This is a genomic window from Altericista sp. CCNU0014, from assembly GCF_044923475.1.
Classification (GTDB): domain Bacteria; phylum Cyanobacteriota; class Cyanobacteriia; order Thermosynechococcales; family Thermosynechococcaceae; genus JAAURS01.
In genome coordinates this window covers 5,433,768-5,455,137 of sequence record NZ_CP137338.1, presented here as the reverse complement: position 1 = coordinate 5,455,137, position 21,370 = coordinate 5,433,768, and the positions used below count along the sequence as shown (strand labels likewise).

Annotated in this window: 23 protein-coding genes; 13 read left to right on the top strand and 10 right to left on the bottom strand. The window is 52.3% G+C overall.

All coding sequences use genetic code 11. The annotated features are described in order from the left end of the window. Positions 1–110: 110 nt before the first annotated feature. Positions 111–779, top strand: a complete 669-nt coding sequence (locus R6H26_RS26030; RefSeq protein ID WP_404786759.1) for a DnaJ domain-containing protein — start codon at positions 111–113, stop codon at positions 777–779. Positions 780–1,064: 285 nt separating this feature from the next. Further along, positions 1,065–1,463, top strand: a complete 399-nt coding sequence (locus tag R6H26_RS26025) for a hypothetical protein (protein ID WP_404786757.1) — start codon at positions 1,065–1,067, stop codon at positions 1,461–1,463. Positions 1,464–1,588: 125 nt separating this feature from the next. Here the strand turns inward: R6H26_RS26025 and R6H26_RS26020 are convergent, their stop codons facing one another. Further along, entirely contained in the window at positions 1,589–2,215 is a 627-nt protein-coding gene (locus R6H26_RS26020; protein WP_404786756.1) for a chorismate lyase, read from the bottom strand. A 664-nt stretch (positions 2,216–2,879) separates the two neighbouring features. Here R6H26_RS26020 and dnaN point away from each other — a divergent pair. The 5 genes from dnaN (at position 2,880) to accC (ending at position 8,311) form a co-directional block, all read left to right on the top strand. Then, a complete protein-coding gene (dnaN, locus tag R6H26_RS26015; protein WP_404786755.1) occupies positions 2,880–3,998 on the top strand; it encodes a DNA polymerase III subunit beta in 1,119 nt (372 codons plus the stop codon). A gap of 104 nt (positions 3,999–4,102) precedes the next feature. Then, positions 4,103–4,300, top strand: coding sequence for a 50S ribosomal protein L35 (gene rpmI / locus R6H26_RS26010; RefSeq protein WP_404786754.1), 198 nt, complete (start codon positions 4,103–4,105; stop codon positions 4,298–4,300). Between the two features lie 40 nt (positions 4,301–4,340). Next, positions 4,341–4,700, top strand: coding sequence for a 50S ribosomal protein L20 (gene rplT, locus R6H26_RS26005; RefSeq protein WP_404786753.1), 360 nt, complete (start codon positions 4,341–4,343; stop codon positions 4,698–4,700). Positions 4,701–4,910: 210 nt separating this feature from the next. Continuing rightward, positions 4,911–6,839, top strand: a complete 1,929-nt coding sequence (locus R6H26_RS26000) for a hypothetical protein (protein ID WP_404786752.1) — start codon at positions 4,911–4,913, stop codon at positions 6,837–6,839. Positions 6,840–6,949: 110 nt separating this feature from the next. Further along, positions 6,950–8,311: an acetyl-CoA carboxylase biotin carboxylase subunit gene (gene accC / locus R6H26_RS25995; RefSeq protein ID WP_404791451.1), complete on the top strand. Its 1,362-nt coding sequence runs from the start codon at positions 6,950–6,952 to the stop codon at positions 8,309–8,311. Here accC and R6H26_RS25990 read toward each other — a convergent pair. Continuing rightward, complete coding sequence (locus tag R6H26_RS25990; protein ID WP_404786751.1) at positions 8,298–8,579, bottom strand: YggT family protein; 282 nt, start codon at positions 8,577–8,579, stop codon at positions 8,298–8,300. The two genes, accC and R6H26_RS25990, sit on opposite strands and share 14 nt — an antisense overlap. Before the next feature lie 174 nt (positions 8,580–8,753). Here R6H26_RS25990 and R6H26_RS25985 point away from each other — a divergent pair, with 174 nt between their 5' ends. Both R6H26_RS25985 and R6H26_RS25980 read left to right on the top strand, forming a co-directional pair. Then, complete coding sequence (locus R6H26_RS25985; protein WP_404786750.1) at positions 8,754–8,876, top strand: photosystem II reaction center X protein; 123 nt, start codon at positions 8,754–8,756, stop codon at positions 8,874–8,876. Positions 8,877–9,116: 240 nt separating this feature from the next. Then, on the top strand, positions 9,117–10,064 hold the full coding sequence (locus R6H26_RS25980; RefSeq protein ID WP_404786749.1) for a Ycf66 family protein: 948 nt from the start codon (positions 9,117–9,119) through the stop codon (positions 10,062–10,064). Between the two features lie 23 nt (positions 10,065–10,087). Here the strand turns inward: R6H26_RS25980 and ilvN are convergent, their stop codons facing one another. The 5 genes from ilvN to R6H26_RS25955 form a co-directional block, all read right to left on the bottom strand. Further along, positions 10,088–10,612: an acetolactate synthase small subunit gene (gene ilvN, locus R6H26_RS25975; RefSeq protein ID WP_404786747.1), complete on the bottom strand. Its 525-nt coding sequence runs from the start codon at positions 10,610–10,612 to the stop codon at positions 10,088–10,090. A 255-nt stretch (positions 10,613–10,867) separates the two neighbouring features. After that, positions 10,868–11,785, bottom strand: coding sequence for a peptide chain release factor N(5)-glutamine methyltransferase (prmC, locus tag R6H26_RS25970; RefSeq protein WP_404786745.1), 918 nt, complete (start codon positions 11,783–11,785; stop codon positions 10,868–10,870). Positions 11,786–11,801: 16 nt separating this feature from the next. Then, positions 11,802–12,659: a Tic22 family protein gene (locus R6H26_RS25965; RefSeq protein ID WP_404786743.1), complete on the bottom strand. Its 858-nt coding sequence runs from the start codon at positions 12,657–12,659 to the stop codon at positions 11,802–11,804. Positions 12,660–12,774: 115 nt separating this feature from the next. Further along, on the bottom strand, positions 12,775–12,918 hold the full coding sequence (locus R6H26_RS25960) for a hypothetical protein (RefSeq protein WP_404786741.1): 144 nt from the start codon (positions 12,916–12,918) through the stop codon (positions 12,775–12,777). Then, positions 12,915–13,946, bottom strand: coding sequence for a Rieske 2Fe-2S domain-containing protein (locus R6H26_RS25955; RefSeq protein ID WP_404786740.1), 1,032 nt, complete (start codon positions 13,944–13,946; stop codon positions 12,915–12,917). Before R6H26_RS25955 ends, R6H26_RS25960 begins: the two co-directional genes overlap by 4 nt. A 225-nt stretch (positions 13,947–14,171) precedes the next feature. On the opposite strand from R6H26_RS25955, the gene R6H26_RS25950 reads away from it, so the two are divergent. After that, a complete protein-coding gene (locus R6H26_RS25950) occupies positions 14,172–15,602 on the top strand; it encodes an NCS2 family permease (protein ID WP_404786738.1) in 1,431 nt (476 codons plus the stop codon). A 150-nt stretch (positions 15,603–15,752) separates the two neighbouring features. Continuing rightward, a complete protein-coding gene (gene guaD / locus R6H26_RS25945; RefSeq protein WP_404786736.1) occupies positions 15,753–17,105 on the top strand; it encodes a guanine deaminase in 1,353 nt (450 codons plus the stop codon). On the opposite strand, the gene R6H26_RS25940 is transcribed toward guaD, so the two are convergent. Together R6H26_RS25940 and psbP are read right to left on the bottom strand one after the other, a co-directional pair. Continuing rightward, positions 17,087–17,986, bottom strand: coding sequence for a bestrophin family protein (locus R6H26_RS25940; RefSeq protein ID WP_404786734.1), 900 nt, complete (start codon positions 17,984–17,986; stop codon positions 17,087–17,089). The two genes, guaD and R6H26_RS25940, sit on opposite strands and share 19 nt — an antisense overlap. Before the next feature lie 31 nt (positions 17,987–18,017). Next, positions 18,018–18,557: a photosystem II reaction center PsbP gene (gene psbP, locus R6H26_RS25935; protein ID WP_404786732.1), complete on the bottom strand. Its 540-nt coding sequence runs from the start codon at positions 18,555–18,557 to the stop codon at positions 18,018–18,020. A gap of 135 nt (positions 18,558–18,692) precedes the next feature. Between psbP and R6H26_RS25930 the strand changes: the two genes are divergently transcribed. Next, on the top strand, positions 18,693–19,475 hold the full coding sequence (locus R6H26_RS25930; RefSeq protein WP_404786730.1) for an ABC transporter permease: 783 nt from the start codon (positions 18,693–18,695) through the stop codon (positions 19,473–19,475). A gap of 130 nt (positions 19,476–19,605) precedes the next feature. Here R6H26_RS25930 and R6H26_RS25925 read toward each other — a convergent pair whose 3' ends face one another. After that, a complete protein-coding gene (locus R6H26_RS25925; RefSeq protein ID WP_404786729.1) occupies positions 19,606–21,051 on the bottom strand; it encodes an RNA-guided endonuclease InsQ/TnpB family protein in 1,446 nt (481 codons plus the stop codon). On the opposite strand from R6H26_RS25925, the gene tnpA reads away from it, so the two are divergent. After that, a complete protein-coding gene (gene tnpA, locus R6H26_RS25920) occupies positions 20,944–21,354 on the top strand; it encodes an IS200/IS605 family transposase (RefSeq protein ID WP_404786727.1) in 411 nt (136 codons plus the stop codon). The genes R6H26_RS25925 and tnpA overlap by 108 nt on opposite strands. The last annotated feature ends 16 nt before the right edge of the window (positions 21,355–21,370 follow it).

Genomic DNA, 21,370 nt, shown 5'->3' with positions numbered 1-21,370 from the left:
ATGCGTACAGGCTGGAAAATCCTGCGTCTCGGTGAAAGAAAACCGCGTAGATTGACCATCCTAAAACGGAGGGGAAATTAACTAGTGGGCTTGGAGCGCTTTAAATCTGCATGGATATTATTGAATGTTATCGGCTGTTAGAACTCACCTCCGCCGCAAGTCTAGAAGACGTTAAATCCTCCTACAGACGTCTCGCCCGTCGGCTGCACCCTGACGTAAATCCTAACGACAGCAAAGCCCACGATCGATTCATTCGCATTACAGAAGCCTATAAAGTGCTCGCTAAAATTGCCGCCGCCCGACCTGTAAGCGCGGCTCCCAACCCCGCACCATCGCCCCGCACCAGTCCAGCCCCAGAAGTAACCGTTTCGGTCAAAACTGCCGCTCCACCTGCGCGATCGCATCAGCCCCCCGCGCCTCCCATACCCGAACCGCCTGCGGCCACCACCACCGATACTGCCGCTCCAGAGCTATCCTTTGCAGACCAAAAGCTGAAACTCGACACCTATCGTCAGATCGAAGACCTGATCAAGCGCCGCAGCTTGCCTCGGGCGATCGCCATCATTGAAGCCCTCCAAGCCCGTCTCCCCAACGACCCCGAAATTCGACAGTGGCAAGCCATCATTTACCAGCGGTGGGGCCGCCAACTGATCGAAAACAAAAACCTGACCCAGGCCAGAGCCTACCTCAAAAAAGCGCTCAAAACCGACCCCCATAACAAATCCCTGTGGACTGAAATTGAAGGCGACTTTCGACGCATTGAAAACAGTCAACCTTAGGTTCGCGCAGGTCGCGAAGAGATAACGACCCCGAAGACCCAAGCCATCGACCGCAAACCCCCCAAAACCTGAGGATTTGTTACGAAACGAAACGTTTGCCTTTTCAGGAGGTACACCAACCCCCGATAATTTTAGTGACACTGTCGCAGCCTGAGCCTAAATCCGACGATTTCATCGTCTCCCAGGTTACGATTTTGTCTGGGCTGAAGATATCGCCTAGCCCACCTACCGCCATCCACCTACCTTTTCATCGGCATCAAACCGCACGGCTCAGGAGAAATTTTCATGATCGGGTCTATTAAAAAACTTTTTGCCTCTATCTTTGGGATTTTCGGCGCGATCTTAAAGCTGCCCATTACCTTGCTAACATTACCGGTCAAGCTACTGTCCTCTAATAAGGAAACAACTGCAGACTCAGCTCCGAAGAAAAAAAAGAAAGAAGCTTTCTTTCTAGAAGCTACGGATGCCACAGGGGTTTCAGCTCCTGCGGCTGTGACTAACAACAAACCCGCACCTGCTTCAGCCACAGCAACCGCCCTCAATCTACCGCAGCCAAGCGTCACGACGACCAACACGCCTGCTGCAACCTCGACTAACAATTACACCAAGTTCGGACCGCGCCGCCGCCCCGGAGCCAACATGAAGTCCTACCTAGATATGGCTAAAACCATCAAGAGCGCTTAACTGAAACAGCTTCACGACAAGAGTTCGTAAAACCGAAAAAGCCAGTCAGATTTTCGCTGACTGGCTTTTTTTTACAGAGCGTGACTAACGCCATAGCATCTTTAATTTTTATAGATCCAGCAAATTTATAGATCTAGCAAACCTGGACTAGATACGCCTAAATAAGATTCGAGGCAAGAAGAAAAAACCTCATAGATGAGCGTCAGCGGCTTACCATCGTGCCAAAACAGATAGTAACGTCCCCAAAATGGGCCGGGGCATCCAAAGGCCACTTCTAACGCCTCAGAATCGCCCAGAAAAGCTTCGCGAATGTCCCGATACAGTTCCATCCGCAGGTTTGCCAAACTCGACCAAATCGGAATAGAGCGATTGCGTAAATACTCATCCACATGGCTGGCTTCCCACCAAGACGTTGCGTAAGCCAAGCGCTGTCCAGACATCGTTTTTAGCCAAACCTGACGCCTGAGCCGCGGACCGGGCACCGCCTGAATCAAATCCGGCGCGCGGTCCGCATGCATTCCAATCAGAGACATATCGATCACATCAACAGAAATTGACTCTCCTGTCAAAAGCTGAAGGTGGCGAGTCGTAGAACCGTCCCCTAACACCAGCACCTGCCAAGGTGGAGTCAATAGGTGACGGGGAACGCCATGCTGCAATGTCACTTGGTCGCCGACCCAACTCACATCCAAACGCTGCCAATCCAGCACGCAAGATAAGGCATCTTGCTGAAAATCCGCGTTTGGTTCCAAGGCGTTTCTATTCAAGGGACTTTACAAAACTTTGAACTCTTACTTGCATCATAAATAGGTTTGGAAACCATCGCAAATCGGATTTTGGCGCAAAATCCACAGAAACCTTACAAGCAGGGAATTTCAGCAAATAAAACTTTCATCGCAGATCGATCGTAAAGTTTTTTTAACGGCTTTCCTTAAAACGGTCAAATCCAAGCTACTAAGAGTACTTCAGCTTAAGTTTCGAGAAAAATAAATTTTTATGTGAACAAACGTAAACGTCATTCCAGCCTGTGGAAAACTCCCCTTATTTTGGGGAAAACCCTGGGGAAAACCCTGGGGAAAACCCAACTCTTCTGTGGAATACTTTTTTTCTTTCCACAGCCTGTGGAAAACTCGGCCAGTTTATCCACAGGTTTTCCACAGGGGGGTGGAGCCTGAAGGGTTTGCCAGATAAGGAGTTTAAAAAGTTTTCCACAGTTTCCACAGCCCCTACTATAACTACTATTTAAATTTTTTAAAAGAAATAGGAATCGTTAAGAGGACAAAGTTCGAGCGAGCGATTTCTCGAATCGGAATTCGGAAAAAGGGTGATAGGATGTTGGTCGCTACAGATCGGTCCAGCGAGAATTTTCAGTTTTTCAGCCCAGTCCTCCAGAATTGAAACGGTTTCGGCAGCAGTATGAAGTTTGTTTGTTCCCAGAATGACTTGAGTGCAAAACTTTCCTTGCTGAGCCGCATCGTTCCGTCCAATCCCGCCCATCCTGTTTTGGCCAATGTTTTGCTCACCGCAGAGCCGGATCGCTTAGGTTTGTCCGTCTTCGATCTGAGCGTGGGAATGCAAGTGTGGATTCCGGCAGCAGTTGAAAAAACAGGGAGTTTGACGCTTCCAGCACGATTGTTCAGCGAAATTGTATCTCGGCTTCCGAATCAGGATGTGCGTCTCGAAACAGACGCACTGGCCGTTTCGCTATCTTGCGGTTCTGGACGCTACCAGATGCAAGGTCTATCCGCTGAGGAGTTTCCAGAATTGCCCACCTTGGCAGATATCGAACCGCTTCAGGTCGATACGGCAGTTTTGACGGATGGTTTGCAGGCGACCCTCTTTGCTTCGAGTACGGACGAGAGCAAGCAGGTTCTAACGGGGCTGCATATCAGTTCCTCTGCCGAAGGGTTAGAGATGGCCACTACGGACGGACATCGGCTGGCGATCGCCCAGTTTCCCGACTCCAGTACCGCAGATCGCATTGACGTAACCGTCCCGGCACGAGCGTTGCGGGAATTAGAGCGAATGTTGGGTCGCACGGTCGCCACTGTAGAAGTCCGGGCCGATAAAACGCAGATCGTGTTCGAGTTACAGTCCGAGCAGGGGGTCGAACGGCTGAGCTGTCGCCTCCTCGATGGTCAGTATCCGGCCTACAACCAACTCGTTCCCCAGAGCTTCGAGCGGCAAATGGCCGTGGACAGACAGGCTTTTTTGAGCGGCGTAGATCGGATTTCGGTATTGGCCGCGCGCAAAAACAATATCATTCGGTTGCGACTCGATCGAGAAGCGCAAAGCTTATTTTTGTCGGCTGAAGCGCCAGAGTACGGCAGTGGTGAAGAATCCATTCCGGCTCAAATCTCTGGAAAGTCGATTGAAATTGCATTTAACGTCAAATATTTGAGCGACGGACTTAAGGCCGTGCACAGCAGCGAAATTCAAATGCAGCTCAATACCGAAACCATGCCGGCCATTTTGTCGCCAGTTTCCGGGCAAAAGATGACCTATCTGATCATGCCCATTCAAATCCGAAGCTGAGACACCTCGCGCAGCCTCGATCTGCGGCCCATCCAAACAAAAGCTTGCGCATCGGACTACTTACATCCTATAGTTAAAGACTGTGTTTAATATCTAGGAACACCATGCCCAAGTTAAAAACGCGACGCTCCGCCGCAAAGCGATTCAAGCGCAGCGGGAGTGGAAAATTTATGCGTCGCAAGGCAAATAAAAACCACATTTTAGAACATAAGACAACAACTCGAAAGACACGGCTGTCTCAAATGGCTGTGGTCAACGAGCGGGACGCTGAAAACGTCAGTCTTATGCTGCCTTACTCGTAATTTTCGCGCATAGAACCACACTGGAAACAAGGACGAAGACATGACACGGGTCAAACGCGGTAACGTCGCTCGCAAGCGCCGCAACAAAATTCTCAAGTTAGCCAAGGGATTTAGAGGATCGCATTCTCGATTGTTCCGTACCGCTAACCAGCAGGTCATGAAGGCTCTGCGAAATGCCTATCGCGATCGCCGCAAGCGCAAGCGCGATTTTCGTCGCCTGTGGATTGCCCGCATTAATGCAGCAGCTCGCTTGCATGGCATGAGCTACAGCCAGCTCATCGGCAACTTAAAGAAAGCAGACGTTTTGCTCAATCGTAAAATGCTGGCTCAATTGGCCGTGCTAGACCCGGATGGATTTGCCTCGGTTTTAGAAATTGCCGCTCAAGCGAGCAAAGCCTAGGCCATCCCGTCGGATTATCGGAACTCGATCGGTCTTATTGAAATCGGAATCATCTTATTATTGAGGGCGTGTGGTGTATATTTGCACTGCACGCCTTTTGCGTAGGAAGCGTAACATTTGTGATTAGAGACCCTAAAGTCCTAAGATAAAACCAAATAAATCGTCCCAAAATCTTCCTTCACTTCATTATTTATTGTTTAGATTCCTCCGATGTCCTCGAACGAACCGTCTTCAGCCCCTCCTTCCGAGCCAGCAATAGAGGCTGACGTTGACTCTGCGGCTGAACAGGAACAGGAAAACAAGATTCTCAAACCTGTGCTGGACGTTTTAGCGCGTTTCCCTCACAAGCGCTCCAAAGGATTATTTTGGGTCGTCGTTCTGTCCACCTCGGCGCTCACTGGGGCGATCGCCTTTCAGTGGCTGACCGCTTTACCGCCCGTCCCAAACTGTCGAAAGATTTTCAGAGCGACGCTTTCCGATGCCGGGCAGCTCTACTGTGCTGACCAAGCCGCGCGGCAGGGTGATGAAGCTTCTCTGTCGGAAGCTCTTCAGCTATCGGGTTCGATTACAGAGTCCAATCCTTTGTTCGAGCAATCCAGGCAGCTCTCCGATCGTTGGTCCGAATCGATTTTGGTGCTAGCCCGGAAAAAAGTAGAAACTGGGGACTTGCAAAAGGGGATTGCTTTGGCCCAAAAGGTGCCTAAAACCAGTACGGTTCATGCCAGCGCCCAAGAAATGATTCGAGATTGGCAAAGTAACTGGCAAAAAGGCAACGCAATTTTTAAGAAGGCAAAAGAGGCGATTCAGGATCAGAATTGGGGCATTGCCATGGAGCAAGTCCGAGATTTGATCCAGATTGGCAGCGGTTACTGGCAGGGACAGGCCGACAAAATTGTGAAGGAAATGTCCGTCGAGCAAGAGGCGTTCTTCAAAATTGCTGAAGCCCAAGAAGTGGCTGATTATGGCACTCCCGATGATTTTGCCAAGGCGATTCAAACGGTGAGCAAAATCGATCCGAAGCGTTTGGCGCGCAAGCGCGTGGGCGAAAAGATCGATGAGTGGAGCGAGAAGCTCGTCGCGATCGCCAAGGATGCCCAGGCCAACGGCAATTACGAGCAGACGATCGAGGCAGCCCAAAAGGTTCCCCCGACTGCGAAAGCGGCGAAGGTGGCAGCTTCCTATTTGCAGTTGGGTCGCGCCGGAACGGTCGCCAAGGACGATACGCTCTGGTCTGCCATTCAAGCCCATGCGTTTGCGTCTCAAATTGACACCAGCACGCCCGTTTATACCGAAAGCAAAACCCAGCGTCAGAAATGGGAAGGGCAAGTTCAGGCTTGGGGGCAGTTAGCGGTCGCCCAATGGTTTGCTGGCATCGACCAGGTTTCGGGCTATCGCATGGCGGTCGAGCAGGCTGCGATGGTCGGCCCAGAGCAGCCCCGTCGCATTGAAGCTCAAACGTTTATTGCCAATTGGAACAAGCAAATCGATTCGTTCCAAGACCGTCAATTTATCGCGCGCGCCAAACAATTTGCCGTGGATAACACCATTGCCAGTCTTCAAATTGCGATCGCCGAAGCGGGTAAGGTCCTGTCGGGGCAACCGCTGCGAGAGGTCGCTCAAGCTTTGGTGGTGCAGTGGGGAGACGTCGTGCAACGCATCGAAGACCAGCCCATTTTAGATCGGGCGATCGCCTTAGCGAAGAAAGGCGACCTGAATGCAGCCATTCAGACTGCCGACAAAATTTCGTCCGATCGAGCGCTCTATCGAGACGCTCAGGCGCGGGCGGGAGAATGGGTCGCCCAGATTCAGGCCATTGAAGATCGTCCCATCCTCAACGAAGCGGATGCACTGGCCAGCGAAGGACGGTTGTCGGAGGCGATCGCCCGCGCTTACGATATCGGGTCTAACCGAGCGATGTACGGCGAAGCACAGTCTCGAATTTCCGATTGGGCCGAACGCCGCCGCCAAATTCAAGCCGCCAGCGAGCCGCCCCCACCCGAACCCGCGCCCCCCGCAGAAGAACCCGCGCCCCCAGAACCGACTCAGTCAGTTGGGCCGCCCCCGCCGTTAGAAAATGGCGAACCGCCACCCCTCGAGCCCGTACCCGAACCATCCGAAGAAGAACCGAGCGATCCGTAGCTGCTAAAAACGCTTTGGATATCGCCGAGGGTGCTATGACAACGTGATAGGATGAACTGTTGATTAAAGCCGACGCTCGACCTTCTATCCGCGCGTCTACCTCGGAACACATGCGATTTTCTAAAATTCTGATCGCCAATCGCGGAGAGATTGCCCTCCGCATCCTGCGAACTTGTGAGGAACTGGGGATTGCTACCGTTGCGGTTCACTCCACCGTCGATCAGTCTGCTTTACACGTGCAGTTGGCCGATGAAGCCGTCTGCATTGGAGAAGCACCCAGTGCGAAAAGCTATCTCAATATTCCCAATATCATTGCTGCGGCCCTGACCCGCAATGCCACGGCCATCCACCCCGGCTACGGCTTCTTGGCCGAAAATGCAAAATTTGCCGAGATTTGCGCCGATCATCAAATTCAATTTATTGGCCCATCGCCCGACTCGATTCGGCGGATGGGAGATAAATCCACGGCTAAGGAAACGATGCAGCGGGCGGGCGTTCCTACAGTACCCGGCAGCGATGGCCTTGTTGTCGATGAGGATGCGGCTAAGGCGATGGCCGACAAGATTGGCTTCCCTCTCATGGTAAAGGCGACGGCGGGCGGCGGGGGACGCGGCATGCGGTTGGTGCGCGATCCAGAAGACCTGATCAAGCTCTTTTTAGCCGCTCAAGGCGAAGCGGAAGCCGCCTTTGGCAATGGGGGCGTCTACCTCGAAAAATTTATTGAAAAACCGCGCCACATTGAGTTTCAAATTTTGGCCGACAGCCACGGCAACGTCGTGCACCTTGGCGAACGGGATTGTTCCATCCAGCGCCGCCACCAGAAATTGCTCGAAGAAGCACCCAGCCCTGCCTTAACGCCGGAGCTGCGGCAGAAAATGGGAGATGCGGCAGTTAAGGCCGCTCAGTCCATCGGTTACGTGGGCGCGGGCACCGTGGAATTTTTGCTGGATGCTTCGGGAAATTTTTACTTCATGGAGATGAATACCCGCATTCAGGTAGAGCATCCCGTGACAGAGATGATTACGGGGCTGGATTTGATTGCAGAGCAAATCCGAATTGCCGAAGGCGCAAAACTCAGCTTTACCCAAGCGCAGGTGCTGCTGCGGGGCCATGCCATCGAATGTCGCATCAATGCTGAAGACCCGGACCATAACTTCCGCCCTACCCCAGGCCGTATTTTGGCCTACTTGCCTCCCGGCGGCCCTGGCGTGCGCATGGATTCCCACGTCTATCCCGACTACGAAATTCCGCCCTACTACGATTCCTTGATTGGCAAACTCATCGTGTGGGGACCCGATCGGCCCACGGCGATCGCCCGAATGCAGCGGGCGCTGCAGGAATGCGCCATCACTGGCGTTTCGACCACCATTGGATTCCACCAAAAAATTCTGGCAAACGCCGAATTTCAGGCCGGGCGAGTGTATACCAACTTTGTCGAACAGATGCAGGCCGCAAACGCTAAATCATCCTGAGGAGACCCTGCTGTCCCAGCAATAGCTCTCGGGCAAGGGTGACCAAGCCAAACCAAACAATCGGCGTAATATCCACACCGCCAATGGGCGGAATGACCTTGCGCGTTGCAGCCAGCAAGGGTTCGGTGGGCCAGTAGATCAAAACCCACGGAAACTTCCCAAATTCGACTTGAGGATACCAGGTCAGTACAATTCGAAACACGAACAAAAAGCTCATGATGGCCAGCAGCGGCCCGATCGTCCAAATTAACAGCGTTGCGGTATCCATCTTTTCAAGACATTGGGGGTAACGGCTGTTTTCAGTCTAGAACCTCGGCGGTCTCAATGGTAGGTTTGGTTGGGTTAGGAACGATGGCTTTAAATTAATGCTTCTCAAGCGTCAGCCGACCCTCTAAGATTAAGAGTAATGTTGCGATCGAAAACGGTTATGATGCCTGTTTTAATGACAATTACCCCCTCTCTGAATGGGTTCTTTATTGGTTTAGTGTCCGGCGGCGTTGTGTTAGCTGCAATCGCTGGCGGCGTCATCCTCGTGAGCCAGTTGGATAAGATTCAGCGCTCTTGAGTTTAGATTCATGTAAAACTCGGGGAAATCAAGGCTTGGGCTTCAAAGCAATCTGCATTTGCGCCTTTAAGTCTACGGTTGACAGCCTTCAGCCGTAGGCTTTTTTGGTGCATGCCGATCGCCCCAATCCACGCCAAAACTTTCAAAGGCCGCTAGGATTGAATTGAATCTATCGGTTGTTGCTTTCGAGCGATGGCAACGCTCCTCTTCTAAGTCGCGTTTATCTACGAGGAATCCACTGTGGGCGGCATCGGTACTCCTGTTGCAATCCTGATTGGCGTTATGCTGCTTGTCGTTGGGATTGGTCTGTTCTTTTTAGATACGTTTAAGCCAGGCTATAAGCGTGACTCGGACAAAGTCTACGGCATTCTGTTCATGACTTTGGGTATCCTTTCGCTGGCCAATTGGCAGGCAGGATTTGGAGTCTCTCTGCTCTTGATGGTCTCTGCTGGAACCCAAATCGCGCTGATCGTCGAACGGATTAGAAACCGCACGGCGAGCAACGAACCCACGTATCAAACGAGCGGGCGTTCCAGCCGTTGGGAGGGAGATCGCGATCGCCCCAGTCGTTCCTATCGCTCTAGCTATGAAGACAGCCCGCGCTCGGAAGTGCGCGCCGAGTTCGATGACGAACCCATGTCGATGGAAGAACCTTCGCGGGTGCGGCGGATTCGGAGCGGTCGAGAGGAGGGCCGGGATATCTATAACAGTGCCTACGTCGAACCATTGGTAGAGGATACCCGCGAACCGCGTCGTGCTGGAAGTCGCCGCTCTAGCAGCTCCTCCACAGATGAAAGCCAGTACGGGGACGAGCGTTCTCGTCGTCGCAGTCCGCTCCAACTGAGGGGAGACATCGTGACAGATAGCGATGCTTCGTTCTACGGCGAAGAGCGCCCCGCCAGAACTGAACCTGCGTCTAGCGGACGGCGTCGCAGTCGTGCGGGTTCGTCCTTATCGTCGCCTACTTCCGAACCCGAATCAGAGTTGTCTTCGGGGTCTCGCGGTTCCCGCCGTCGTTCTAGAGCCAATGGGGACGGCTCCGCGCCGAGAAATCGTCCCTTTGATGGGGGCCCCTTTGATGGGGACTATGTAGACTACAAACCCTTGAACGCACCAAAACCGCCTAGTTCGGACGACGACGATTTCGACAATAGCAGTAACTTCGACGACAACCCTAGCTTTCGGTAGTCGATGGCCCAGCTTAATCCAGCTTAATACTGAAGCTTAGCCTCTAGGGATTTTAGATATTCTGTGTTCACGCCGGATTCGCGAGTCAGAGCAACCTTACCCGTCCGCGCGATTTCGCGAATTCCAAACTTATTGAGCATCTGCACGATCGCCACCATTTTGCCCGGATCGCCCGATACCTCGATCGTCAAAGAATCTTCCGAAACGTCCACAACCTTGGCGCGAAAGATCTGAACGATCTCCAGAATTTCAGAGCGAAGCTGCGCCGTAGCGTTGACCTTGATGAGCATCAGCTCCCGCTCGACACAAGGCGTTTCAGTAATATCCTGGACTTTGAGCACGTTGATGAGTTTGTAGAGCTGTTTCGTCAGTTGCTCGATAATCCGATCTTCGCCGGGAACCACCATCGTGATGCGGGAAACGCCCATTTGCTCCGCCGGTCCGACGGCAAGGCTCTCAATGTTAAAGCCCCGCCTTGCAAACAATCCTGCAATGCGGCTGAGGACTCCGGCTTCATCTTCAACTAAAACGGACAGCGTGTGTTTCATGGTGCGCGGCAGGGGCTTAGCGTCAAGGATGGATATTATCTAGATTATCTAGGAATTCGATACTTTAACCAAAAAGAGACAAAGAAAAACCCTTGGGCGTCTGTCCGTGTTTCGACTCCAAGGGTTTTTCAGTTGAATTCACTCCTCACATCTACTAATGTATCTCGCCCGGATCGAGAGGGGCGACGGGAAGTGACACTTTATAAATTGTCTGGAAATAAACGATCTAGAAAAAGGGTCTGGAAAAGGTCGCTGCTAAATTCGATAGGCTTCAGCGAAACGCTGGATGCCAGCAAGGTCGCAATGAATTTGGATATTGCAATAGCAGCCGGATTGCTTCAGGATGTCAGCCACTGCTTCGGCTTGTCCCGCCATCATTTCTAGCAGCAGCACGCCCCCTGACTGGAGGAATTGCGGAGCCCGCTCCGCAATGACGCGCAGGAATTCTAAGCCGTCCGTTCCGCCGTCTAGGGCTAAGTGAGGTTCGTGGCGGGCTACTTCTGGTTGCAGGGCGGGCACGAGAGCGCTTGGAATATAGGGAGGGTTGCTCGCAATCCCAGTCAATTTGCCTTGCAGCGACTCTAAAGGCTCTAGCCAAGAGCCTCGATAAAACAACACCCGATCGGCGAGGCCCAACTGCTCGGCATTCTGCTTGGCAATGGTAAGGGCGCTCGCGCTCGCATCTACGGCATGAACGATCGCTTGGGGAAAGCTTCTGGCCAACGCTAGGGCGATCGCCCCGCTTCCCGTTCCTAGGTCGGCCCAGTGCGAGGGCTCCACTGCCATCGTTGCCGCAGCCGCTATGGCGAGATCGACGAGCAACTCCGTCTCAGGTCTGGGAATTAATACCCCTGGGGCGACGGCGAGCGTAAAATCTCGCCAGGTCGTTCTGCCCAGCAGGTACTGAAGGGGCACTTTTTCTTGAAGCCTGCGCTGCCAAAGCGTGGAGAGATCGGCGAGGGATCTCTCCACGTTAATCGCGGGACGGTTCCGGTAGCTTTCGAGCCTGAGCGCGAGGCGATCGACCTCGGCAACGGCCATCAACATCCAGTCGAGTTCGCGCAAATACGCGCCTGCTTCCTGAGGATTGACAGCGCAGGCTGAAACTTGCTGGCAGGCGACGCGACGCCATTCCCAAAGCGCTTCTCCAGAGACCCAGCTCGGATTCTCCATTCAGGGCCAAAGTTATTTATTTTGGATTTGCTGCGGGAGCCTGAGGCTTAGCCGGTGTTGCGGCTGGCGTTGCGGGCTTGTTAGCTGGAGCTGCGGACTTGTTAGCTGGAGCTGCGCCTCCCGCCGCCTTCTGCTGCTCTAGCGCAAACTGAAGGGCGGCGCGATCGGGCACTAGCGTAATTTGTTGAATGCCCGCACCGTTTTCCTTGAGTAAGGAATCCAAGATTTTGGAGAGCGAAGTGACTTCTATCTTAACGGTGCTACTCAGCTTCGGGTCTCTTTGCTTGAGCTGGTCGAGCATCCCTTGGAGGTCTTTTTTATTGAAATAAAAGGGAATAACCTTGTTTTTTCCCTGCTCGATGGTCAATAGTCCTTTATCTTTGCCGCCCGTGCTATAAAATAAAGGAATATCGTTGAATTGCTTCACCTCTTGGCCGTTTTGCTTCAGTACTGCCATCGCTTCATCGATCTGTTGTTTCGGGGGCAGAAACTCAAAGAGCAAAGAGTCTGCTTTGTCCTTGTTTTTGACTTTGATGTCGTAGGCCTGACGCATGGACAGCGCGACCACCTTAGCCGAGTTGCCAACATCTGGCTTTTGCTTTTTAAGGGCGGTCACTAAGGATTGGGCATCTTGCTGGCTCATGAAAAACGTCGCAATCTGGACTTGCTTGGTTTTATCCTTAGGATTGGCCACAGAGGCGAGGATTGGAACGCCTTCTTTGTTGGTGACGGCAAAAACAGGGATGGGCTCTAAGCGCTTCATTGCATCTGCTTCCGACAGTGCGACGGCAGGTGCGGGCTGGATAGACGCCTGCCCCAATACGGTACCCCCTAAAAGGCTTAGGGTTAAGCCCAATCGAATTAGTGATTTCATACGTTTTTTCTCTTAGCGTGTAAACAAGAATTGCTTTGCTATGGCGCTGTTCGGTGAATTTTCCCGATCTGGACGTGCCCTAAGTCACTGAAAGCTTACCTCATTCTGAAGAAAATCAACCAGTTTTTTGGGCGAGGCAAACACCCGTTGCTCTGAGGCTGTCTGCAGTCAGCTCGATGGCAAATTTTATATTTTCTGGATTTTCTGACTTCAGAGGCTTGACGGCTTGACGGCAGTCTAGGGTAAAGGTTCCGTTCAAGCAGTATAGGCTGCGCCTAAACCGAGAGAGCGGAGTCCTTTCCGGTAGGCGATAGAGGTAAGATCGGCCCCGATGTGGGCTTCTGATGCAATGTCTAGGGGTAAGTCTTCGGGATATTGCGCTTCTACTACTTCTTTGTCCTCTGCAAAGACTTGGTAGTTGAACTCATAGACTGGCTCTAGAGGCATGTCTTTATCGAAGTTGCGGCAGATCGGGCAAAATACGCGGGTTTTGCGGGCTGAGATGGGAGAAGCCGCATTGAGGACGCACAGCCGTTGACCGTCTTCTGGAAAGCTGACGGTAAGTCGTGCTGTGAATGGAAAAAATACGTCAAATACGCGCAACCATTGGAAGTCTTTGGGCGCTCGATGCTGCATGGCTTTGGGAAAGTTGCTGACGGTGCTGAGGTATTCGGCGCGGATGCCGTTTTCGGTTTTGCGGACTTCGTAGCGGGGGACGACGGGGTTAGCGCGATCGCCAAAGGTATCGGTATGCACCCAGGCAAAGTGACCCACATCTAGAAATCCCTCTACCTGACGCCCTGCGGCGGCGTTTAGGTTCACCGCATCGGGGAGAATTTGCTGGTAATCGGGGTCGTCCCATTCGTGGAAATCGGGGAAATCGAAGGGCTCGTTGCCGCCGAGAGAAGTCCAGATCAGGCCGTAGGCTTCCTTGGCAGGATAGGTTTTGAGGCAGAGTTTTTTAGGAATGGCGGTGCCGGGGTTGGCCGGAACTAACGTACATTGGCCGTCCGCCGCATAATGAAAGCCGTGGTACTTGCACACCAACTGGTCGCCCGCAACGTGGCCCATGCTGAGGGGAATGCCGCGATGAAGGCAGATATCGTTGGCAATAGAGAGCCCGGTGGGGGTTCGCCAAATGACTAATCGCTGGTCCAGCAGCGTGGTGGAATGGGGCCGATCTTTAACGTCGTGACTGAAGGCAATTGGATACCAGAAGGGGTACAGCGCGTCCCAGTCGGACTCTGTAAAGGTACAGCCTCGGGGATAGGCAATTTGATGGGCCATAGGGCAGGTGCTAATTCTACTGGAGCGAACGATCGAGCGTTATTTGTATACTGCATGCCGAGCGACCCAAAAATCGTAGCTCAAGGCACAAATGCGATGTTTTGGGTTTGGTATACCTTCTGCAGGCTGCGTGCAAAAAAAAGCGCTCGGGGATTAAAACTGGGATGGCCGGATCCGAAAGCGCGATCGCTCCGATGAGTTTGTTGTTTATCCCAAGGAAGCGCCATGAATACTGAAGAAAGCGTCTTGGAAAAGCCTCAGCCAGAGCCGCCAGAAGACGGCTGGCAGGGAGCGATCGCCCGTTATTTTAAGTTTGCGGAATACAAGACCAACCTTCGGATCGAGACCTTGGCGGGCATTACCACCTTTATGACCATGGGCTACATCCTGGTGGTGAATCCGATTATTTTGTCCAACGCTATTTTTCTCGAACAGTCAGGCGATCTGTTTTCCCAGCTGGCGGTGGCGACGGGAATTTCGTCCGCGATCGCCACGCTCTGTATGGCATTTATGGCCAATTATCCCTTTGCTCTTGCCCCAGGGATGGGCACCAATGCGTTTTTTGCCTTCTCCGTCGTGCTGGGACTCAAGATCGACTGGCGGCTGGCGCTATCCTGCGTGTTCGTGCAGGGACTGATCTTTATGGCGCTCACCTTTACAGACGTGCGCCGCCTGCTGATCAAGGCCATTCCTCAATCGCTGAAGCACGCTACGGCTGGAGGTATCGGTCTTTTTATTGCCTACATCGGCCTGTCGGGCAGCGTTAAAACGGGCGGTGCGGGTTTGATCGTGGGGAATGAGGTGACTAAAACTGCCTTCGGGAACCTCAGCGAGCCGAATACGCTGATGGCGATCGCCGGATTGCTCATCACGTCGGCCTTTATCGTGCGCCGGGTGAAGGGGGCGCTGCTGTGGGGAATTTTAGCAACTGCGCTTTTAGCTTGGATTTTGGGCGTGGCGGCATGGCCCCAGGGATTGTTTGCCCTGCCCAGCATGCCAACGGATCTGCTAGGTCAAGCAATTGGCGGGTTGGTCAACCTCAATGCCAATAATTTTTTAGATTGGCTGGCGGTGACGTTTGTATTTCTGTTCGTGGATATTTTTGACACCATTGGAACGCTGACGGGCGTTGGCATGCGAGCGGGCTACATCGGTCCCGATGGAGAATTGCCCCGCGCCAATAAAGCGCTGATGGCCGATGCGATTGGGACGACGGCAGGCGCTGTCTTTGGAACGTCCACCGTCACGTCCTACGTGGAGTCTGTGGCAGGTGTGACAGAAGGAGGACGCACGGGCTTTACGGCGTTGGTCGTCGGTCTGTTGTTCCTGGTCTCGTTGTTTTTTATCCCTGTGTTTCAGGCAATTCCGGCCTTTGCAACTACACCCACCTTGGTTATTGTGGGCGCGATGATGATGGCTGAAGCCAGGGAAATTCGCTGGGACGATATGGCAGAGACGATTCCAGCCTTTTTGACGATGTTTATGATTCCGCTGACCTACTCGATCGCCGAGGGTTTGGCGGTTGGCTTTATTTCTTATCCCATTGTTAAAGCGTTTCAGGGTAAAGCCCATGAAGTTCCCGTCGGAACCTGGGCGATCGCGGGTGTTTTTGTCGCTAGATTTGTGTTTATGACGCTGCGTTTCGGTAAAGCTTAAGATCGAGCATGGATGGGATCGGTGGGAAGGGGCCGGTTTTGGCGCGGCGCGCTGGGCATTGCCAGTGCAGATCGAGCTAAACTTGGCCGCACCCATCGCTGAAGGGTACATCGACTCGATCGACGAGCGTGACAATGAGGTCTTTGCGATATGTCGGATGTGGTGTCTGCGCTGTCTCCATCGGTTAAGGCCATTCGCGGGGCGTTTTGGGACTGCGTGGACGATCCGTTTTACAAGGATGAAGCCGAGAGCGTTCGCTACCTTCCCGACGGATTGTTAATTCTCGATCGCGGTCAGATTAAAGCATTTGGTCCCTACGAACGTCTAAAGGACCTCTATTCAAGCGTAGAAACGACGGTTTATCCCGCCGGAATGGCGATCGTGCCGGGATTTATCGACCTGCACGTCCACTATCCTCAGACGGAAATGATCGCGTCCTATGGGGCACAGCTCTTGGAATGGCTGGATAAATATACGTTTCCAACTGAAGCGAAGTTCGCAGATGCTGCCTACGCCCGCAAAATTGCCGCGTTTTTTCTAGACGAACTGCTCAAAAACGGCACTACTACTGCGCTGGTGCTGCCGACAATTTTTCCTCAGTCCGTGGAAGTTTTGTTTGAAGAAGCTCAAAAGCGCAACATGCGGCTGATTGCGGGGCAGGTGTTGATGTCTCGGAACGCCCCCGAATTTCTCCTGACCGAACCCAAAATAGCCTACGCTCAAACCCGCGAGCAGATTCAAAGATGGCACGGGAACGGACGGATGTTGTACGCCATCACGCCTCGGTTTGCCATTACCTCCACCGATGAGGAGCTCGCGCTTGCCGGACAGCTGAAGGCAGAATTCCCAGAGGTTTACGTGCACACCCACCTCTCAGAAAACCGAGCGGAGGTGGCGTTTACTGCCGAGCTGTTTCCCGACAGTACGGACTACCTGAACGTCTACGAACGATTTGGATTGGTGGGCGATCGCTCTATATTTGCGCACTGCGTCCAGCTGGACGACTCTGCCTTTGAGAGGCTGTCGGATGCGGGGGCGACGATCGCCTTTTGCCCGACCTCGAATTTATTTTTAGGCAGCGGATTGTTTCGGCTCGGCAAAGCAAAATCGACAGACCATCCCGTTAAAGTGGGTTTGGCAACGGATGTAGGCGGCGGCACCAGCTTTTCCATGCTGCAAACCATGAGCGATGCTTACAAAATTATGCAGCTCCAGGGAGAAAGCCTCTCTGTTTTCAGGGCATTTTATCTCGCGACTTTGGGTGCGGCCAAAGCACTGTCTGTTGGCGATAAGCTTGGCAATTTTGAGGTGGGGAAAGAAGCCGATTTTATCGTGTTAGATACCCAAGCTACGCCGCTGATGAAGCTGCGCAACCCTACCCCAGAATCCGTTTCTTTATCGGAATTGGCCGACAAAGCCTTTGCCATGATGCTGCTGGGCGACGATCGCACGGTAAAGGCAACATACGTGGCTGGAGCGCTAGTTCATTCGAGGCGATGGTAGGCGCTAGGACGTAGGGTAACTAGGTGCTCTATATTTTGGCGCATCGTGTTGCAAATGGCGTCTAGGGGTAAATCGTTGCGATCGCGCCCAAAGGGATTTTCGATTTCGATGCCGATTTCTTCTATCCCGAATAGCGTAAAGCTGATCAGGGCCACAATAGGACCCGTCCAATAGCTGATTTCGCCCACGAGCTGGAGCGGCAGCAGTAGACAGTAAATCAGCAAAAGCTGCTTGAGGTGGATGGCATAGGCCATGGGAATGGGCGTTTTTAAGATACGCTCGCAGATGCCGAGGCTATCCACTAATTTATCGAGCAGGGCATTGAGGGTTGTGACTTGATACAAATCCACGCGCTTGAGCTGGTACTGCTGCTGCAAGTAATCTTCAATCCAAAAGGCAATTTTGAGCGGTGCGTTGGGGGCGGTTTGGAGTGCTGTCCTCCGAAAATCGCCCACCAAGTCCAGGACCTCTGCATTCAGCGGCTCTTGGCGCAGGTGCAGCTTCGTGGCGATCGCGAAGGCCAGAATCAGATAAAGCACCTCTGTTTTGTGGGCGCGATCGCTCTTGTCTTCCTCATCGACAAAGACCCAAATCCGGCGCGTCAGGTTGCGGATGGTATTGACCAGCGTTCCCCAGGCTTTGCGCCCTTCCCAAAAGCGATCGTAGGCCGTATTGGTCCGGAACACTAACAGCAAACCCAGAACGATACTGGGCACGACATTGCCTAAAATGGGCCAAGCTTCGATCCAGCCCCATCCGTAGAACATCGAAACGATCGCCCCAATGCTGCCGCAAAAGAGTGCCTTTGGAAAGACTGCCGGAATGACCGAACCCTTGACCTGAAAGGTTAGCTTTACCCAGCCGAGATTGGGGGTGCCCATGAGATCTGCGATACCTGCCGAGAAAAAAGCATTAATCCACTCTAAAGGAGGTTTCTACTTTTTTGTACAGGTTGGCAACTTTATCCCAGCGTTGTTCTGGGGCAGAAATGTTGAGGGTATAGAGCTTGCCTCGGCTGACAGCGACGCTAGCCAGGTGATGGCGTTCGCGATCGCCGAGTTTAATCAGATATTCCAAGTCGTAGTAGGTTTTACCCGCCGCCTCCCGCTCCACGGCGGACAGCAGTTCTGCCTGACGGTTGGAGCCTTCCGGGGCCAGAATTTTCTTGGCCACCTGCAATCCAACGGTGGAAGCATCGCCCAAGTCGGAGAGCTTGCGGTTGCCCGTGAGGGTACTCAGCACCACGCTCACGTTTTCCGTCTCTTCGATAAGATCGCGAAAGACTACATCCGGCCCATTATTGCCCTTCACTTGGAGCCAGCCATTGGGGTAGAGAAAGCGATAGCCGTCCATGGCATCCACGTAGGCATTGAATCCGCCGCCAAGGCTGGCACAACTCTGAAGCGCTAGACTTAAAACCAGCACGGCAACGATCGCCATTCGATTTAACATTTCTCTATCCTTAATCTCGATATTGGGTGCGGGGAGAAACTACGACGTCGTTCGGCCCTCTCCTTCTCGCTTCACTATTGTAGTGGCTCTATTACCGCTAGAGATAAGTCAATTCTGCGCTCAAAGGTGGTTTGGATGATGCGTTATTTCCGAGTCCTGCGACTGTTTTGGGGAACGGCGATCGCCGCTGAAATGGAGTACCGCGCCAATTTTTTGCTATCTGCTCTCAGCAGCATTGGCAATTTAGCTGGGAGTCTGTTTGGGCTGTCGTTGTTTTACCGCAATGGCTACACTTTTGCGGGCTGGTCGTGGCAGGAAGCCCTCGTTGTATTGGGCATTTTTACGCTGTTGCAAGGGCTATCGGCTGCTTTTTTAGTACCGAATCTCAATCGCATTGTGAGGCACGTCCAGGAGGGCACGTTAGACTTTGTGTTGCTCAAGCCCATCAGCAGCCAGTTTTGGCTTTCGGCCTATACCTTTTCGCCCTGGGGCTTGCCCGATGTGCTGTTTGGGATGGCCGTCATTGGCTATGCCGGGATTCAGTTGAATCTAAGACCTGTGGACTATTTTTGGAGCCTAATTCCGTTGGGATTTGGCTTTATCAGCCTATACAGCCTCTGGTTTATGTTGGGGGCCACCAGCATTTGGTTTGTCAAAATCTACAACGTGACCGAAGTGCTGCGCGGACTCGTGGAAGCGGGACGCTACCCAATTGCGGCGTACCCCGCCAGCTACCGATTTTTCTTTAGCTTTGTGGTTCCCATTACGGTGTTGACCACGGTCCCGGCCCAGGTGATGCTGAATCGGGCCGATTGGGGATGGGTGGCGGGATCGGGACTGTTGGCGCTGGCGCTTTTGTACAGTACCCACCTATTTTGGCGATTTGCGCTGCGGTTCTATACCAGCGCGTCTAGTTGAAATCTTCTTAGCTGAACTTAATAACGAATCGTCGAAGGAATCTTGTAGTTGACGTAGCCTTACCCTCAGCGATAGAGCAGTCAAAGCCTAATCCTCACGTTAATTTCGTGAACTACTCCCGACGCTGATGCTACGCATACAGCGCGGGCTTCTCTAGACCTTTCGGCTTTCGAGCTTTTTTGAGTGAGGCGAGTCCCAACCCCACTTTTTTAATCAGAATGGCAGCATTGATATCTCTATCCATTTCATTTTGACAATGAGAACAGGAATGCCAGCGCTCCGAGAGTCCTTTTGAAACTTTATTGAGACAGACACTGCAATGCTGAGAGGTTCCGTAGGGGTCAACCTTGATAACTCTCTGACCAGCTTTTTCAGCTTTGAAAGTGAGGATATCAATGAATTGGCTCCATCCTGCATCAACAATACTTTTATTCAGTCCAGACTTAGCCGATTGACCATTCGGAAGAAACTTGCCTGTCTCGTCTTGTTTAGACTTGACTCGTCTGGACATATTTTTGACCTTGAGATCTTCGACAAACACCACATTAGCTTTGTCCAAAACCTTGCCAGCCGTTTCAAAGTGAAACTGTTTGCGTTGGCGCGCAATCTTTTGATGTAGTCTAGCAACCTTGCGAACCAACAACTTACGGGCAAGGCTCCCCTTTTGGGATGCTGACACCTTCCGCTGTAAACGAGCAAGCCTCTCTTCCGATTTTCGGAAATGCTGAGGAATTGGCTCAAAGCTGCCATCTGAATCAGAAGCAAACTTTTCCAATCCAACATCAATCCCAATCGAGTTTTCCCAAGCTGGCTCTACCTGTGAGGTCAACTCAGGAACCTGTGCATCCTCCAGGGTGAGGGTGAGGTACCATCCATCAGCCTTTTTACTGATAATGGCGGTTTTCACAATAAATCCATCCGGCAAAGAACGATGCCATATTACCTTCACCGCCCCAAGCTTCGGCAATTCGATTTTGTTGCCGTCAATCCAGAAGAGCGAAGCTTGAGGGTAGGTAAATGAATGATATCTGCCTTGACCTTTGAACCGGGGCTTACCACTGCGCCTACCATTGCTGTCACCCATCAAGTAACGGTCAAATGAGAGTTTGACTCGCTTGACCATGTCTTGAAGCACCTGAGAATGAATCTCTTTGTACCAAGGTCTATCTTGCTTGAGCAAAACCAAATCGCGTTTCTGACTGTAGTAGTCAGGCTGATCCTTGAGTTCGGGGAGATGACAAACTATAGGGCAGGCATTAACCGGACTCCGGTTCTCTTCCCACCACCCAAAGCGCTCTGACAGCATCCAGTTATACTGACACCGCAACATTTCAAGCCACCGATTCAGATCGGCAGATTGTTGGGCGGTAGGCAGTAGTCGATACTGGTAGGCAATTCTCATGTCTCTATTATAATTGCTGTACCTTAAAATAGGCACACTGACAAAAGTAATCATTGTAAACTGTTGATGAAAGACGATTTTGTATCCAGTGGTAGATCCGTGTCCGACATGAAAGCTCATTTGGTGCTGACGACCAAGTATCGCCGCAAGGTGCTCACAGGCGAGATGATTCAACGACTAGGTGAAGTGATGAGCGATTTATGTCAGAAATGGAACTGCAAAATCGTCGAGTTTAATGGCGAAGACAATCACGTTCATTTGCTGTTTCAGTATTTGCCGCAGATGGAATTACCCAAATTCATCGGAAACTTGAAGTCTGTCTCCAGTCGAAGGCTCAGGGAGGAGTTTCCGGCTGAAGTCGATAAAGTTTACTGGAAAAAGGTTCTGTGGAACGAGTCTTACTTCATCGCCTCCTGTGGTGGGGTCACAATCTCGGTTTTGAAGAAATACATTGAGGAGCAAAACACCCCTGAGTAGTCGCATAGATAATTTG